Origin of the sequence: Lacticaseibacillus styriensis, assembly GCF_030770295.1 — a bacterium.
GTDB classification, from domain to species: domain Bacteria; phylum Bacillota; class Bacilli; order Lactobacillales; family Lactobacillaceae; genus Lacticaseibacillus; species Lacticaseibacillus casei.
In genome coordinates this window covers 1,103,036-1,120,221 of record NZ_CP132483.1, presented here as the reverse complement: position 1 = coordinate 1,120,221, position 17,186 = coordinate 1,103,036, and the positions used below count along the sequence as shown (strand labels likewise).

Here is a 17,186-nt window from a genome sequence, read left to right as displayed (position 1 = left end):
CAACAGGGATTGTGTCATCATTAAAATACGAACATTCAGCTGTCATATTGCGTCAGATTCCAAGTTTCAATCAGATGAATCAACTTTTGCGGATAATCAGGATCGGTCGCATACCCATCTGTCTGCAGAGCCGATGCTGCCGATTTGTAATCCTTGGCCGCGCGCACGGTCGCATATTGTTGCGGATTCCAGTCAGTCCCGTTAACAAATAATAGCGCGTGATCACGGATTGATGCCGTATCATCGCTGTATACCCGAAACCGTCCATCAACTGTAATCCACTTATCATTGACATATTCTTTGGTTCGTAGCACTTTGGTGTTCGCAGGATCCGTTCCTTTAATGCCGAACAGATTGTGATAATCTTTGGCCAATGTGCTTGTTCCCCAGTCGGATTCGAGAATAGCCTGTGCCAACGTAATACTGGTCAAAACGCCATACTGTTTCTGCATGGCCTGTGCTGTCGGTGCCAGTCGCTTGATAAAAGCCTCTTTCTTCGCCTTTTCAGCGGCTTTTTTATCGATACTGGCCTGCTGTTGTGAAACTTCCGCTTGACGCTGTGACCAATATGAACCGACCACCAACGTTGCCCCGACTGCAAAAAACGCCAGAACGAGCCAAGCAGCCAGCGGAATCTTTTTCAATGTAAAACGTCGGCGCTTTTTCGCCAATAGCCTTTACTCCTTCGTCTCATTTTCACGTGTCAGTAACAACTTGCGCCGCAAAACCAGCATATCCTGTAACTTCAATCCGTCAGCATAGACAGGCTGGCTGTATTGGTCAAAGAAATGTTTCCGAATCGAATCCAACCGAAACCCGCGTCGCATATAGAAGCGGAGATTATCAAAATCAACATCGCCGGTGCCCACCAAAATCTCCTGATACTGCTGAGTGGCATACACCAAGCCCACGTGCCGCAATAAGCCGGACGCAATGCCTTGGCGGCGGCGCGCAGACGCGACCGCGAGATTTTTCAATTCAACCGTCTGCTCATCGACTGGAATAACCATCGCGACGCCGACGGGCACCTGATCATCAAGCGCGGCAAAAAGTGTCCCTGTACTTAAATAGCGACTAAGCATGGCGGGATCTTCATCCCCCACCAATAGGAGATCTAAATACTGAATCCTTGCCTCAGGTGCCACTTCTTCAAATTTTAACATCGCGCCCCAGCCTCCATTAGCCCTATCCAAAGATGATGATTTTATTATAGATTAGTTTACCATGGACCAATGGCGCTGTTGCTACGAAACGTTGTTTTTTTATGAAAAGCTAGAGAATCATCTCAGGCTATAACGCGTTCGCCAGCCCAGAAACCTGCACATAAGGACCTTGGTCGCAATGACCTAAGTTCGGGCCATCACGCCCAAGGCCACTTATGCTCCGGTTTCTAACCGGGCTGGCTCACGCTCACACAAAGAAAAACCGGCTGCATCAAATGCAGTCGGTCAATGGTTTCTTTAATTAGTCTTTGTTAACGTTAACCGCTTGTGGGCCGCGATCGCTATCTTCGACTTCAAACGTTACCGCTTGGCCTTCTTCGAGGGTCTTGTAACCGTCGCCTTGGATAGCTGAGAAGTGAACGAAAACATCGCTGCCATCTTCCCGTGTGATAAAGCCGTAACCCTTTTCAGCGTTGAACCATTTAACTGTGCCGTGTTCCATGAGAACATTCCTCCTTGCGTCATTTGACGCATGATAATATCGTGTATTTCTGTTTGGTACAAGTGGAAGAAAGTTCTGAAACCATGCAACCACGACCATTCAAAAAGTACATGTTTAGTCTACCATCACGGTAAAATCGTCGCAAGTGTCAGCACTTTCAGAAATCAATTTTGCGAGGAAATAATGTGATTGAAATTGCGCTTTAACTGTAATAAGCGGGAGAAGTCTTCCAGAAAATAAAATAAACGAGCACGGCTCTCAAACGACGCGCGATCAGTCGGCAGCGATGAAGCCGCGAAGTTGCGCTGAATCTTTTTGACCATCGTAACTAGTTGCGTCGCCGGATTATCTTCATTCAACACACTAGCTGTCATCGACAAGGCATCGCTGATCACAGCCGCCTGCAAAACCGGCGTCTCGATTCGATCCAGGCTATCCTGCATTTGGCGTAACAGTTCATATTGATTGGCTCGCATCTCGAAGTAAGCTTGGTAATAGTCATTTTCCGACCACAATTGATTGTCACTGTGGCGATTGGCCCAAGCCACTGCAGCATCCAGTGTCATTTTCAAATCTGATAAATTCGCCCAGTTATCGGCACTTTTAAGATGCTCCGGCCCCAACTGTTGACTCATATGATCGATGATTTCCCGCATTTCCGCTTCGACCTGCGCCTGAAATTCCGTGATTTTGGCTTCCAGGCTCGGCATAAACAAATTTGCCACAAGCGCAACGCCGGCACCGACTGCCAACAACAAAAGTTCATTGCGAATCCAGAACCAGCTGCAGCTTTTGGCCATCATAAAATGCGTGACCAACACGGCCGTCATCACAATGCCGCTTTGCACTTCGAACACGTTGGTTAGTGGAATGAAGATTAAAAGGAAAACGCCAAACGCCAGCGCATTGTACCCCAGAACCAAGAATGCCCCGATCGCAATGACAAAGCCCAACACAGTTGCCAGCAGTCGGTAGGCAACCAGCCTGAACGATGCTTTGGTGGTATTCTGAACCGACAGAATCGTAATGATACCGGCAGCTGTCCAATATTCAAGATGTAAGGCATAAGCAATGAGCATCGCAACCGCTGTTCCCACCGCTGTTTTAACCGTTCGCATACCGATATGCATAACCAATTCCTCCATTTGCCTTTAGTTTATCATACGTTGTTTTGTTATTAGCGCGATTGCTTCTAAGCCCGCTCACCATGTAGCCTCTAGTAATTCTTTTGTTGTTACGCTACCATAGAAAAAGAGGACTAAGACATGAAAAAATTACTGCCATTATTAGCCGTGCTAGCCTTTCTTTTTGTTGGGTGTTCGGCCACTTTAAATCAAAAAAAGCAATTACTGACGACAACGCAGACTGTGCAAACTCAAGTGCAGCAGGAACAGCAAGCGTTGCAGGTCATTGGCTCGACGGTGAATGATTTTCCGTCCACCTTTGAGAAGGCATACCAAGATGACCCGTCGGCAGATCTAAAAAATGACGATGGTGCCGTCAAGAAATTGTTGGATAAGCGCGCCGCAGCGTTTAAATCATTGGAAGCGGCGAACACAGCGCTGACTGATGCCAATAATACCTTGACCAAACTCAATAACCAACCGTCTGAAGACATGCCCCAAGCGCCGTTGAGCAAGGTACTCACCAGTCTCAAGCTGGCCAAACTCGATCACAAAACCCTGGTTAGTTATTATCGGGAAATGTTGAGTGCCGAGGACGATTTTTTCGCGGCCACGGCTGGTAGTGACGTCTCGCAGGCGGATTTGGAAACCCAAATCTCACAACTTAATCAATATTACAGTTCACTGAATCAACAAATTGATGTCATGACCGCTAACCTGACAACAGTGACGAGTCAGAATGCCAAGTTAACTAAGGCGGTCAAAACGATGCACGACTGATGTTGACACATCACCATAACGCATTCACTTTCCGAGGAGGCTTCTTCATGCCGCAAAGCGTGGCAATTATTATTCCCTGTCATAATGAATCCGAAAATGTTCCCTTGATCTACCAAGCTTTAATGAAAACTTTTCAAACCAATCTGACTCAGTTGGAGCCGCAAATCTGGTATGTCAACGATGGCTCGACTGACGACACGCTCGCTCAAGTCCAGCACCTGCAAGACAGCGATCCGCAAGTGCACTACATTGATCTATCGCGGTCATTTGGTAAGGAAGCGGCGATGTATGCGGGATTGGTCACCGCCAAAGCCGATTATTATGCCGTGATGGACGCTGACCTGCAAGATCCGCCAGCCATGTTGCCGGATATGTACGCTGCCCTTCAGGAAGGTTATGACATGGCCGGCGCCCAGCGGACAGATCGTTCCGGTGAAGCGCCAGTGCGGTCATTCTTTTCCAATCTCTTCTATAAATTCATCAATCGGGTCTCTCAGACCCAGATTGTTCCCGGCGCTCGCGATTTTCGGCTCATGACGCGCCAAGTGGTTGACGCGATCGTACATATGACCGAGCGTAATCGGTTTTCGAAGGGGCTTTTCAGTTGGGTTGGCTTTAAAACCAAGTACCTTCCTTACCAGAATATCGAACGTCAACATGGTGAAACCAGTTGGTCCTTTACCAGCCTTTTGCGTTATGCCATCGATGGGATTATTGATTTTTCCGATGCCCCGCTGACCTTCGTTTCGATGATCGGCATTATCAGCTTCTTAGGCGCGTTTGCGGCACTGGTATTTATCGTCATTCGGGCAGCGCTCTATGGCGATCCGACAGCAGGCTGGCCGTCGATGGTCTCGATTTTCCTCATGATCGGCGGCATTCAACTGTTTGCGCTGGGTATTGTGGGTCGTTACATCGGCCGGATCTATATCGAAACCAAGCAACGCCCGATTTTTATTGCCCGTAAAATCAAATAAAACCGGCGTGCAAACTTCTCAGCTAGTTAAGCGCAAAAGTCTGACACACCGGTACATTGACCATAACGCACTACTTCGTATCTTCTGAAGTGGTGCTTTTTTCTGGATCAAAATTGCGAATCGCGACAAAGATCCAGCTTAGGAAAAATATAATGGCAGCTGCCAAGGAAAGCCATCCAGTAACATGTTGCAATCGCGTGCCGGTGTAAACAACCCGCACCCGGTGACTGCCAGCCGGTGCCGTGATGGTCAAGCGGGCATTTTTGCCTTCAGCCCGATACGGAACGACTTTCCCGTCAACGGTGACATTGTAGCCGACGTAGGCAAACTTAGGTAATTGCAAGACAACCGAGCGCGTGCTGGTATAACCAAAGCGCAAATCGTTATAATGCTGGGTCAGCGGGGTCAGACGCTGAAGTTTATGTGACGGCAAAACCACGGCCTGGTCTTTCTTGAAAAAGGTGGTGGTATCGAATTGTTTCGGTGCATACTCCGATCCGCCGCCAGTCGCATCGCCATAGTAGCCGGCAGCATTTTTGTCTGTCACCCGATAAGTATTGGCGTTCGTCATGGTCGTATTAATCGTCGCGGCATAGCTAAACCCAACCACGCAGGCCGCCAAGACCATCCCCCATGCGAAACGTTGCGGACGCACTTTTTCTGCCACCAACAAAGCCACAGCCAGACTCAGGAATAAAGTCGTTAGCTCCAAGTATCGCCACGGAAACTGAATCGTGCCTAAAACGGTCTTCCGAAACAGTGACCATGGAAAAAGGTTGGTACTTAAGTAAATGGTGATGAAGCCCAACCCTGCCGCTACTTTGACAGAACGGCTTAACTTAGGCCACCACAGCGCCAATCCGATCGCGATACCCAGCATCAAGACGCCCATCCCCGGACGGAACGTCTGGTTCACGTTTTGCATGTTGCTGGTGGAGGCATACATACTCAATGAGTTTTGAAACAAGTCGCCTAGGCTGTATTGCAGGTAATTAAGCCAAATGGTTGCAGATTCGGCAAGTTTAAGCGGCAAATGTTGCGAAATCTCCAACATGGGCAAGTAGCTGCCTACCCCCATCAACAAGGAGCTAATCGCCGCATATGCTGTATACCGCACCATCCGCCATGAAACCCGTTTCAAAGCCAGCAACACCAGGAACCCGCCAACCAGAAATTCGAGCACCATCACGAGCGACAACATGTGCGCGTACATCAGGCCGGTCACGCCAAAGGCCAATATGAACCAGTTATCAGACTGCTTCACATAGATCAGGTACATTCCGGCTGTAATGATCGGTAAAAAGATAAAGGCAAGATTCTCACCAAGTGCCCCGCGAACAAAGGCATCCAGCATCCGATAGACCGCTGTTGTATACACGACGCTGAAAACGAATGCCGCAAGCGGACGGCGACGAATTTTCAGAAAACTAGCGTAGGCTGCCAGCACCGTCACCACCAAAATCAGCGTTTGATAACCATAGTAGGCGCTGACCACCCCGAGTCCAGCTAACCGCAGCCAAACATATGGGAACAGCATCAAGGACGGATAAAAGGCGTCAAAAGCATAGCCAAAGTGGCGAACTTCTTCAGGAAAAACCTTGGGAAAGTATGACCCATGCTGCACACTGGTGACATAGCTTTCCATGCGACGCAATTGCGGCATCGTGTCATCTTGGTGGAAAATATAGGACAGATGCAGTTGCGGCCACTGTACCAATAACACCAAAGCAACTGCCAACATCGGCAGCAGCCAGATCGCATTTGTTTTTAAAAATTCCCTGATGTCTGAACTTCTTGTTTGTGTCGCCATAAAAGCCCTCCAAACGATGATCATCGCGAACGTTCTTCTAATATTGTAACAATAACGACAGTGACGGGCGAAGTGAATTTTAAGGAATCATCAAGACTTGCAACTTAAAACGTTTTCATACTGTTCCGGCTGCTGCACCTGGCCAGTCCCGCGTTATGATTAAGTTAATATTTAAACTTAGCTTATTTTTTATTCGGCGCGGTTTTTGCTATCATATTAATTATTAACGACTAACCGATTGCTTTTCAAAGGAGTCTTGCCCGGATATGTTGCATTTCAAAAAAACCAAAACCTGGCCGCTACTGCTTGTGAGTTTTGCGCTGACCTTTATCATCAGTCTCTGTGTTTTTGCCGCTTTAAAAATGGCGCCATTTGGCTCATCGTCCATTCTCGCCAATGATTCGGCAGTGCAATACATCGACTTTTTTACTTATCTCAAGCACGCATTGGCAGGAACCGCAGGCAAGGCGTATTCCTTTTCGAATAGTCTTGGCGGCGGTATGTATGCTAACTGGACTTACTACTTACTGAGCCCGTTTAACCTGATCTTTGTTCTTGTGTCACGGCATGCGTTGCCGGTTGCCATGCTGTTTGTGACGGCACTTAAATACAGTGCCGCAGCGGTGACGGCTCAGTGCTATGCCAGTCATCATGCCGGCGCCCGTTGGTACACGTTGGTCTTCAGTATCAGTTACGGCTTGTCTGGCTTTTTAGTGGCCAACTTTCTTAACATCATGTGGATGGACGGCGTAATTCTACTGCCATTAGTGGTCTTAGGCATTGATCGGCTGTTTGAAACGCATCGGATCATGCCGTACGTCTTGCCACTCAGTCTTAGTTTCATAACGAATTATTACATTGGTTTCATGATCGCAATTTTTGCGGTTTTATATTTCGGTTGGCGCTGGGCGATCCACCATCAAACTCACCTGCTCCGCAAAATCGGATTATTTGCTGGCGGTTCGTTACTAAGCGGTATGCTTGCGGCTGTGGTGTTAATTCCGACTTACTTTGCCTTAGCTGCTTCCCGGCTATCAAGTGCTGGCGCTGATTTCAGTGTGAAGGCACTTTATTCGCTGCTCGATCTGCCTTCCAAGTTCATCCCCGGGAGTTTTAATTTCGACCAACTTTCCAACGGCTTACCCAATCTTTACATGGGCATGATCGCGCTGCTGGGAGCGGTGTTCTACTTTTTAGCGACATCTATCCCGGTTCGCGAACGGCTCATCTCTGGTGGCTTGACCTTGCTTCTGATTCTGTCGATTTGGCTGAATCCGCTCGTGTTAATCTGGCAAGGCTTCCGGGCCCCGGTCTGGTATCTGTACCGCCATTCGTTCATCGTGATCTTCTGGCTGCTTGTGCTGAGTCTGCGTGGATTCGCCCATCTACCTTCCGTCTCCCGCTTCCGCCTCGGTATGGCCAGCATTACGACGGCAGGCTGCCTACTGATCCCGACGATTCTAAGAATGGCCACCCACAAATACGTCACCGTGCTCAACCTCACCCTCGGCGGCGTCTTTTTGCTAGTTGCCGCACTCCTGCTTTATAGCATCCGCAGTCGGCTGCTACCGCAAAAATGGCTGGTCAGCGGCATCGTGATCTTACTTGTTTTAGACATGGGCACCAATGCGTTCACGAGTCTAAAAGCGATTAGTTTCGTGCCTGCAGCGGACTTCACCGTCACCAGCAAGGTTCTCCAAGCCGGTTATGATGATGCTAAAGAACTCGGCTCAGGCGGCTTTTATCGTATCAACGCCGATAGCCAACGCTCGATGGATGATCCGTATCAATATAATTTTAACGGCATCAGCACTTTTTCTTCGGTACTCAACACCAGCACCATCAACACCTTAACTAATGTAGGCGCCATTGGATCAGCTGGTCGCGTTAAAAACAATGACCTCACTTGGCCGTTGGAAAGTCTGCTAGGCGTCAAACAGCTATTGATCGTTAACACGCAAAGCAAGAAAACCGGGACAAAAGCCTATCAGCAAGTTGCCTCCCGAATCATTTCCAACCCGCGCTACGACTTATCAGCTTATAAGCTCGTGGGCCACAACGACTATTTCAATATTTACCAAAATCCCGATGCTCTGCCGGTAGCCACCCAAATTTACCGGAAAATTCCAACCCAGGTTCAGGCCAACCCAGTGCTGCAGCAAAATGCGTATTTTGAAACGCTGTCGCCTCAAGCCAACCAGACAATGCTGACAACCAGCGACTTTTCCGGCATCAGTGTCGACAATGTCAAGCCGCTCACAACCTTGACGAACGCCGTTGCGACCAAAGTCAACAAGAAAAACGCTGCTTCGATTACGTTAACGGTCAACCCGACCAGCGAACAGCAATATCTGGTTATGGGTGAAAACATGCGCAAGAACATGGCAATCAGTATCAACAACATTCCGGTTAAAAATGACCCCGACACTGGCAGCAAAACAGTTTCAATGCCGATCAATAGCACCAAACCAACCACGATCACGTTGACGTTTAACCGCGGCCTCAATCAAATTGATCTCGATCACTTTGCGTTATACACGCTCAATCGAACCGCGTTTAAACAAACGATTGCCACGGCCAAGCAAAAAGCTCCAAAACAACGCATTCAAAATGGCCGAGTTACCCTGACAACCAAGGCAAACAACAGTGGTTATATCATGCTGACCATTCCTTACGAAAAAGGCTGGCAAGTTAATTCTAAGAACGTCACCTTGCAAAACTACCGCGGATTCATCGGCCTCAAAGTCCCCACTAGCCGTTCGACGTTCACCTTAACCTATCACACGCCTGGTATCACCCAAGGCTGGTGGCTGACCATTATCGGCGTTCTGGTGGCTATTGGTGTCACCGTCTACGAATATTGGCCGAGCAAACGACGACACTTGAAGCAGACAAAACGAATTTGATCGTCGTGAGTTCGCTCATCGAACAACGTAGAGGCTTTGCCTTTGCCTTGCTAGAAACGACTTCAAGCTGATAAATCTAGTTATACCTAATTTAAATAAAAATAATAACAACCCATGATTTTGTTCATCAATCCATGGGTTGTTATTTATTTTTAAATTAATAAGTAGTAAACAAGCAAAAAATATAAAGAACTTTTAGTTTACATGGTTGCGTTTTCATCATTTGATTGCTAAAATGCAACTATCAACTGAATAAACAAGCGTATGTTACTGGTAATGCAGGCAAGACTTTGATCATCGTTTCGACATCAAACGATCTTCTTAATTTTGCCTGTTTTTTCTCGCCTTAAAATTTGGTCACCCCATTTACCAAATGCAAAGCCCCTCAGTTGCTAGGCTTAATGGCAAACTTCAAGAAAGGAGGAGTTGTGTGTTTCGCATCAAAAAGGTTCTCAACGTCAACGTGGTGCTCGCCGAACAAAACGGGGATGAATATATCGCCTTTGGTAAAGGCATCGGCTACCATCAAAAGGTCGGTGTCACCATCCCCGATACCGCGGTGTTCAAGAAGTTCATGCCACTAGATGACAGCCGCAAAAGCGAAATGATCCAGTCGCTTAATCGCATTCCCGCGGTTTACATCAGCATGACCTCACAGATTGTCACTTATGCCGAAGAAAAACTGCAGGCTTCCCTGCTCCCCAGCATTTATTATGCCTTAACGGATCATCTTCATTTCTCGGTTCAGCGCTACCACGCCCAACAGGCATTGGGCAATCGCATTTATTGGGAAATGAAAACCTACTACCCTGACATTTTTACCATTGGCGAATACGGCTTAACCGTTGTGCGCGATACCTTAGAAGTCACATTACCTAAGGAAGAAGCCGCCAATATCGCTTTTCATATTATCAATGCCACACCGGCTGCGACCGCCAAAGCCAATGTTTTGGAAGTCACCCAACTCGTTGATAACGTCCTGCAAGCCGTTCGCGCGCTCACTGGCGGCACCATTGCGACCACCAGCCTGCACTATGAGCGGTTCGTCACCCACATGAAGTTCTTCGCCGAACGCTATCTGAGCAACACCATGCTGGAAGATGACGGCCAGTTGCTGGTCAATGTGTACAGTTTGTACCCTGAGGCAGCCAAAATTGCCCTCAAAGTCGACAAAACGATCATGGCTATTTACAATAAACCGCCGACAAAAGAGGAACTGGCTTATCTCATTATTCACATCCACCGTGTGTTAATCGGTTAAACCATCGTCACGCACTCAAACAACCCACCAAGGAGGAACCTATGACTGACCATCCAAAAATCACCGATCGCATCATGCAGGCGGTCGGTGGCGTTGACAACATTAAAAGTCTCAGCCACTGCGCGACACGTTTGCGCTTTGTCTTAATCGATAAAACCAAGTTCAACACCCAACAGCTTGAACAGATTCCCGAAGTGTTAAGTGCCGTCAGCTCAGGCGACGAATCCCAAGTCGTCGTTGGCGCCAAAGTAACCCTATCACTGGCCAAACTATTTGTGGCAGAATTCGAAATGCTTGTTGAACTAACAGCACTAGCCGAAACACTTTCGGAAAGACTTCCCGCTTCAGATACTGAAGTTGATTCCGAAGTCGTGTTGGAGGCCTGTGTTGAATTAGCCGGGATTGTTGCAGTATTTTGAGTCGCTAAAACATCATCTTTGCCAACGACTTTCCCTACTTGCGGTTGATTTGCAGCCTGAACGTTATGCGGCAAAATAAACATACCGCCTAGCAGTCCAGCTACTGTAGCCGTTCCGGCAACTAACCATCGTTTGCCGGCCTTATACATCCGAAAACGGACTTTGCCGTTTTCTTTAATGAATTGCTCGCGTCTATTTATTTTTCCCATGTCATAAAAGGCCTCCATACCAATATCAAATGACCCCAACTAATACTTACACTCATCTCAATGATATAACTAATATTATCAAAATTCAAAATTATTTTTTAAATAAGTTACTTACTTTTTGTTATTTTTAAGCGATTAATATTTGTGCATGTCTTTAACACTTTCTATTTATCACGTTTTCTTGTCGTTATCTGAGTACCACGTTTCAAAAACAAATTCCGTGCCTTCAACCCAGTAATTGGAGCAGTGCTTCAGTACCATTTTTTTGCTATACAGATACTGGTATTCAAATAGATTAAGCTTCAAAAAAGGTTACAAAAAAGCTCGCTGACATCGTAATTTTTACGCTGGCAGCGAGCTGGCAAATTTTTTTGAATCAGGAAACTAAAGTGACGCAAATACAAATTTTAAAATACTGAAGAAAAGATTTGAGCAATATAATCACTTCTAAACCAGCATTCTCAATGCCTAAATTCCCATCTCTTTAAGCATTGCCTGCAAAATAGTTTGCTCTGGATGCTCATTCACCAACCAGTTTTGCGTATTGGCAATTTGTTGGGTCCTTTTGTCATCTGGCTCACGCAAGAGGCGCAATAATTCTTCTTGTGCATGATCGATATCTTGAACGGCATGCAACCCCTGGAGAATTTGCTCTCCTTCTGGCGTAAAAGGCGTATGGTCCTTCCGCAACAATGCCACAATTGGTTTACGTTGAATTTGCATTTCATAAAATGCGGAATAACCGTCTGTCAAAATCGCATCGGCAGCAGCAGACGCCCCATACTGTGATTGATGCTGTAAAATTCCACCATTTGGTAAAGCCGCGAAAGTTTTTAAAAATTGATCGTACTGTTCCAATGTAATGCCAGGAACAGGCTCAGTAGCAATGATTTCACGTAACAGCGGGTGTGGATTGAACAAAACTGAAAGCTCTTGATGTTTGCGTGTCCATGCCAGCATGGCTTGGTATATCTTTGGAAAAGTTCCAAATTTGAACCACGTATCAGTCACCGAATGATGAGCCGTCCAAAGCACACGCTTACCTGGATGGTTGATTGGCCATTCCGGGGTCGCATGTTCGATCATCTTAGCCTTCATAGATCCCACCGGCTGGAAAATGTCCTGGGAGACAAATGATGCCGCAATGGCCTTCTTTTCATCTGGATAAAGCGGCTCAGCGGTAAAATAGCGCCACACATGCAAGTAATAGTCATTTGTCAGCATCGTTCCCTTTTGATGATGAGGCGCGTAGGTCATTTTTTCTGTGATTGTATACGGCACATGAATTAATCTTGCCCAATCAAGGTGATCAGCTTGAAAGGCTGATGGATAGTCACCATCCCATTGTGATTGTCGAATAATGAAATCAGGCAGCCACAAACGTAATTTCTGTAAAGCTGCTTCGTAGTTGCCCTTTACAGGGATGCAAATTAATTGCTGCTTGTGTAAGAATGCGGCGACGTCATCGAGTGTCGGCAAAACGCTCAAATCATAATACTGCTTATCCATAACGAGAATTTTAGCTTCAAACGCTTCATCCTCTTGAAGTGTCTTCATTAATGGTAAAAGTGCAGGTAAGGTTTCGACGCTATTCAAAATAAAGGCAACGCGAATACGCGAGCGTGTTTTGATCTTCTTCATGAGCGGTGTGACGGTCAAACTAGCCTGATCAAAATGAGCATCAAGCTGATTGTCAAAACCATTCTTAAGATCATGTAAGCTTTCGGGCAAATGGCGGGCCATTAATTGATGTTTGACAGATGGGTCGAGCACATAATCGCCAATTAAGGTGAATTTAATCATTCCGGATGGGTTTTCAGGAAGTGGAAAACGCGTTGTGATCTCATGATCCATATCAAGAAACTGCAGTTGATTATCATGCACTTGCCAAAAACTCTCATTGTGTGCCGCGTAGTTACTAATCTGTCCGTCAGAAGTTAAAATCATATCTCGCGTATATGGCTCTTCATCCTTTTTGCCAAATGCAAACCATTGTTGTGTGAGATAATTCTCCCAGATGTGACGTTTCTGCTCATTCATAACCTGCCTGTGACCTCCCAAATTCTCTCATGTGCGTCTATAAAGCAATATCTTATTTTGCAAACACAATAGTTCTTAAAGTTGACTGCATGACTTCCTCTATTGATAACGACTCAAAATCAACATAGAAGGCGCCTTAGGAAACATCCAAGTTGACTTCGGTGGCAGAATATTACTATCAGCTGCCGATTCCAAAAAGGCCGCTTTCGACATCGCGTGAACTTTGAAAAAGACAGCATTTTTATTTCTTCGATGGCGTTGGAACTCCTTTTCACTTAGATAATGGACTTGTTGTTGTCCATCAAAGATTCGAAATGCTTGCTGGATGAGTTGTGTATTCAGGCGATAAATATCGTTGTTCCAAAATCCATCTGCATCAAGCCCGATCAGCTGAATACGCCAAGCTTGCTTCCCGCGAAACATAATCACGGTTCCTGGTTTAGGCTCAGGATTACTTTCCGAGAGCAATGTTACCTGAAATTTCTTTTCGATGAAGTGTAAACTTGCCGCAAAACGATCGTCGCTGATGCGGATCAATTCTCGGTGAATGGGATCAATTCGAATATCGTTAAAATCAACAACATATGCCAAGACGTTTTGCTTAAAACCGCTTAATGACGTGGCATATAGCCGATGATGCCCATCACCGACATAAAGATGATCAATTGAATTGAACCGATCAAGCAGTGCCGTTGCATCTGCTTCGCCATAGTAAAATAGCCGAATCCCATTAAACTGATAAGTAGCATTCGGGACATGATGCGCAACAAACGCTGCCAAATGCATATCTTTGTTCGCCATCAACAAGACAGGTGCGGCTTCTGCATTGTACCCACGATAATTACTAAGCATTCCTTGAATCGTATCCGGCAGCACGAGTTCATGGTTCCGGACATGCTGTTGTTGATACTCGCAAATTGGAAGATCACAGACAAGTCCCAAGATTCCTTGCTGCTCTAAAATATAGACGCCGCCATGATGGACTGCCAACGGTTGCCGGTTCAGTTTCTGCTTTTCACGTTTATCTAAAAAAAGTGTCCGCTGATCAAAGTGAATCTCGTTATTGGCGATCTGTGCAAGGTTAATGAATTCAGAATCATACAACTTGCCAGATAAATTGACATAGCTATTTTCGAGTGACGCTAATTTAACCATTACCGATACCATACTTTCTTTTGCGGCTCCTGCCAGTCAAATGAAGCTTTTCCTTGTTTATTCGCCAGTTCGTAAAACTTAGCAGCAAAAAACAAGTCATGTAGCGCCGTGCCAATGTTATAGACTGTGAACCGCTCTTGATCATTCTGGCGACCAGGCGCATGACCCGTCACCACATCGTTCATCTGTGCTAACCCGCGAAACTTGTCAAAGTATTTAAAATTGCGAATCTGGTCTACGGAATCGCAATAAATCCGATCAACAACTGTATCGAGATTCATAAATCCCCGGGTGTGAATTGGCACCAATAAGGTTCCGGATTCCATCACGCTGGTATCGGTTAACATATTTTTTGCGGCATAAGTAACCGAAGAAACCACCACATCCGATTGACGGAAGACCTCTTCAGGAGTTGTCGCGATCTGAACATCAGCTAATGAAATGCCTTTTAGCGACTGTACGTACCGTTTGAAATCACTCGCTTGATCCTTATACTTCAGTAACACAATCTTTAAAGGATCGTCATGAATCGACAATAATGACTTTGCGGTTGACCTAGCCTGATTACCCAATCCAATAAAACCCACACTTTTATAATGCGATTTCGCTAATAGTTGAATACTGTGAGCTGCAACCGCACCAGTTCTAGCGGTTGTAATATAATCGCCGTCCATAATGGCTTTTAATTGACCATCGCTTAAATCATAGATCATGATATGACCCGTTAGTGCTGGTTGGCGAGCGGGGATGCGATTAATTACCTTTACACCGGCAATATTCAGCTCAGGGATGACAACTGGCATAAAATTATAAAAGACTTCAGGGCTTGGCTTTAAACTTATTTTAGCTGGCATCTGAATATGGGATTGCATTCGCAGTCCGTCGTCAACCCATTTCACTTTTTCTTTCTCAGAAACGTGCAGTTGCGCCAGTTGGTTAAAATCAAAAAGTTGTGTTTCCATCGTATGCCCTCAATGCTTGAATAAGTGCCTGATTTTCTGTCTCCGTCTTAACTGCAATACGCACGTACTCGCCTTCAATGCCAGGTTTTGTCTGCAAATTCTTAATTAAAACATTGGCCGTCTCAAGAAGATAAGCGCTAAGATCCTCGCTTGCGACACCAACGAGTTGAATCATGAAGAAATTTGCCTGTGATGGCAGAACTCTCATGTACGGAATAGCTTTAAGCGCATTGAAAAAGCGTTCGCGCACCTTGTAAAATGTATCTAATCCCTCGTTATAAGCTACTTGATAACTGCCTATTTTTTGGAGAAAGAACTGCCCAAAAGCATTGATATTCCAAATGGGTAATAGCTTCTTCATCTTGACGATTAACGCTTCATTGCCACTTGCTAACACGCCTAAACGAATACCAGGAACTCCATATGATTTCGAGATACTCTTAATAACAATTAAATTCGAAAATCGGCTCAAAAGACGCTCATCCAGCAGAGATGGCTCGTGCTCAACATCCGAAAAATCGATAAACGATTCATCAACAATAACCCGAATGTCACGTTTTCGCGCCCACTCGCAAATAACAAGCACTTCTTTCTTTCGTAAGTAATGACCACTCGGATTGTCTGGGTTGATGAGAATCAAGGCTTTGACAGGATGCTTGTCAAAATGATGGATAATGTCTTCCGCTGTATAATGAAAACCAGTTTTTTGTGTCATCATTGCTTCAATCCGTGATGCTTGTAAACGATTGGGGTATTCCTCAAAAGTCGGCCGAATGGTACCAATCTTCCCTGGTGTCATTTGCAAAACCGCTTTAATTAGCTCTGAAGCGCCATTACCCACTACAACTCTTTTGGGCATTAAATCAAAAGCATCAGCCGCTAATCCTGAATTGACCGCCATTCCTGAAGGATAAGCCGTTAATAATTGTGGTAACTCAGCCTGAAACTGCTGAACAAGTTCATCTGGCGGAAAGAAAGGGTTTACTAAGTAGGCATAATCCTTGAGATCAGGAAATCGCCAGTAACCGCCATATTGCTGGCTCAGTAATTTCATTTTTACAGCTGGATCTGAATTTAATCGAACTTCTGCAAGCTGTAGTTCTTCCGATGTGTCAACTTCATCCCAGTCCTTAGCCTCAACCACAACCGCGTGTAAAAGCCCCTTATTTAAAGTGACTAACGCGCCGAACACTGTTTCATAATAGTCATTAACGCCAAAACTCTTAATTTGCTGATGCAGATATGGCAAAAAATAATGTTGATTAAAATGAGAACTCAGCTTGTAGATATTGACGGTTTTATAATAGTCGTTTGCCTGCGCTTCTCGCTGATTTTCACGCGGTAAAAAGGCCGTAATCTGATAATCCTGATCAACTGTGACAACGGTTCCGTCCATCCAATTACGCAAAGGGCTGACGAAGGCGGTATCTGTTGGCGCATCGCGAATAATATCGATCACGTCATCCCGAATAATGACATCGGATTCGACCAACAACGTTTCGTCCTCTTCTAAAAAAGAGCTCGCCTTGGCCACAGACACGATATTATTCGACGTTGCAAACTCATCATTCGTAATGACTGTCACTGGCACGTGGGATTCAACTGATTTTAAATAGCTTGTTAGGACCTCTTCCTTGTAGCCAGCCACAATAATGATGCGCTTGAGGTTAAGTCGATTCAGTTGCCGGAGCATCCGCGCAATCAACGTCTCGCCGTTGAATGACAACATACATTTTGGCATATGCTCTGTCGCCTGTTTAAATCGACTACCCTTACCTGCCGCCAGTATTACTGCTTGCATCTTATTCTTCATCCTAACCAAATGTTATTGAGAAAAGTCTTCGCAGTTAAGCATAACATTAATTACATAATTCATAA

Annotated in this window: 13 protein-coding genes and 2 pseudogenes; 5 read left to right on the top strand and 10 right to left on the bottom strand. The window is 45.7% G+C overall.

The annotated features are described in order from the left end of the window. Positions 1-35: 35 nt before the first annotated feature. The 4 genes from LACSTY_RS05340 to LACSTY_RS05325 form a co-directional block, all read right to left on the bottom strand. Positions 36-671 carry a glycoside hydrolase family 73 protein gene (locus LACSTY_RS05340; RefSeq protein ID WP_025013168.1) on the bottom strand — a complete coding sequence of 212 codons (636 nt, stop codon included), beginning with the start codon at positions 669-671 and terminating at the stop codon, positions 36-38. Between the two features lie 6 nt (positions 672-677). Beyond that, the gene (locus LACSTY_RS05335) at positions 678-1,163 is read right to left on the bottom strand and encodes a GNAT family N-acetyltransferase (protein WP_087911953.1); all 486 of its coding nucleotides are present in this window, start codon (positions 1,161-1,163) and stop codon (positions 678-680) included. A gap of 301 nt (positions 1,164-1,464) precedes the next feature. Further along, positions 1,465-1,665, bottom strand: coding sequence for a cold-shock protein (locus tag LACSTY_RS05330; protein ID WP_003566521.1), 201 nt, complete (start codon positions 1,663-1,665; stop codon positions 1,465-1,467). A gap of 164 nt (positions 1,666-1,829) precedes the next feature. After that, positions 1,830-2,795 (bottom strand): aromatic acid exporter family protein, encoded by a 966-nt coding sequence (locus LACSTY_RS05325; RefSeq protein ID WP_087911952.1) that lies wholly within the window; start codon positions 2,793-2,795, stop codon positions 1,830-1,832. 135 nt (positions 2,796-2,930) lie between these two features. On the opposite strand from LACSTY_RS05325, the gene LACSTY_RS05320 reads away from it, so the two are divergent. After that, on the top strand, positions 2,931-3,569 hold the full coding sequence (locus tag LACSTY_RS05320) for a YkyA family protein (protein WP_025013170.1): 639 nt from the start codon (positions 2,931-2,933) through the stop codon (positions 3,567-3,569). A 47-nt stretch (positions 3,570-3,616) separates the two neighbouring features. After that, a complete protein-coding gene (locus LACSTY_RS05315) occupies positions 3,617-4,546 on the top strand; it encodes a glycosyltransferase family 2 protein (RefSeq protein ID WP_087911951.1) in 930 nt (309 codons plus the stop codon). Positions 4,547-4,616: 70 nt separating this feature from the next. Here LACSTY_RS05315 and LACSTY_RS05310 read toward each other — a convergent pair whose 3' ends face one another. After that, a complete protein-coding gene (locus LACSTY_RS05310; RefSeq protein ID WP_087911950.1) occupies positions 4,617-6,356 on the bottom strand; it encodes a putative glycosyltransferase family protein in 1,740 nt (579 codons plus the stop codon). Between the two features lie 266 nt (positions 6,357-6,622). On the opposite strand from LACSTY_RS05310, the gene LACSTY_RS05305 reads away from it, so the two are divergent. From LACSTY_RS05305 to LACSTY_RS05295, 3 genes and pseudogenes are all read left to right on the top strand, one after another. Then, positions 6,623-9,262 carry a YfhO family protein gene (locus LACSTY_RS05305; RefSeq protein WP_087911949.1) on the top strand — a complete coding sequence of 880 codons (2,640 nt, stop codon included), beginning with the start codon at positions 6,623-6,625 and terminating at the stop codon, positions 9,260-9,262. Between the two features lie 430 nt (positions 9,263-9,692). After that, entirely contained in the window at positions 9,693-10,523 is an 831-nt protein-coding gene (locus tag LACSTY_RS05300; RefSeq protein ID WP_049172278.1) for a PRD domain-containing protein, read from the top strand. Between the two features lie 41 nt (positions 10,524-10,564). Continuing rightward, positions 10,565-10,795, top strand: a pseudogene (locus tag LACSTY_RS05295) (PTS sugar transporter subunit IIB); the annotation flags it as partial. Positions 10,796-11,004: 209 nt separating this feature from the next. On the opposite strand, the pseudogene LACSTY_RS14695 reads toward LACSTY_RS05295, so the two are convergent. The 5 genes and pseudogenes from LACSTY_RS14695 to LACSTY_RS05275 form a co-directional block, all read right to left on the bottom strand. Further along, positions 11,005-11,151 (bottom strand): annotated as a pseudogene (locus LACSTY_RS14695) (KxYKxGKxW signal peptide domain-containing protein); the annotation flags it as partial. Between the two features lie 468 nt (positions 11,152-11,619). Beyond that, positions 11,620-13,191, bottom strand: coding sequence for a hypothetical protein (locus LACSTY_RS05290; protein ID WP_087911948.1), 1,572 nt, complete (start codon positions 13,189-13,191; stop codon positions 11,620-11,622). Positions 13,192-13,290: 99 nt separating this feature from the next. Continuing rightward, positions 13,291-14,346, bottom strand: coding sequence for a DUF1015 family protein (locus LACSTY_RS05285; RefSeq protein WP_161492240.1), 1,056 nt, complete (start codon positions 14,344-14,346; stop codon positions 13,291-13,293). Further along, positions 14,346-15,308, bottom strand: a complete 963-nt coding sequence (locus LACSTY_RS05280; RefSeq protein ID WP_087911946.1) for an ornithine cyclodeaminase — start codon at positions 15,306-15,308, stop codon at positions 14,346-14,348. The genes LACSTY_RS05285 and LACSTY_RS05280 overlap by 1 nt, the downstream gene beginning before the upstream one ends. Further along, on the bottom strand, positions 15,289-17,109 hold the full coding sequence (locus tag LACSTY_RS05275; protein ID WP_161492239.1) for an aminotransferase class I/II-fold pyridoxal phosphate-dependent enzyme: 1,821 nt from the start codon (positions 17,107-17,109) through the stop codon (positions 15,289-15,291). The genes LACSTY_RS05280 and LACSTY_RS05275 overlap by 20 nt, the downstream gene beginning before the upstream one ends. Positions 17,110-17,186: the final 77 nt, after the last annotated feature.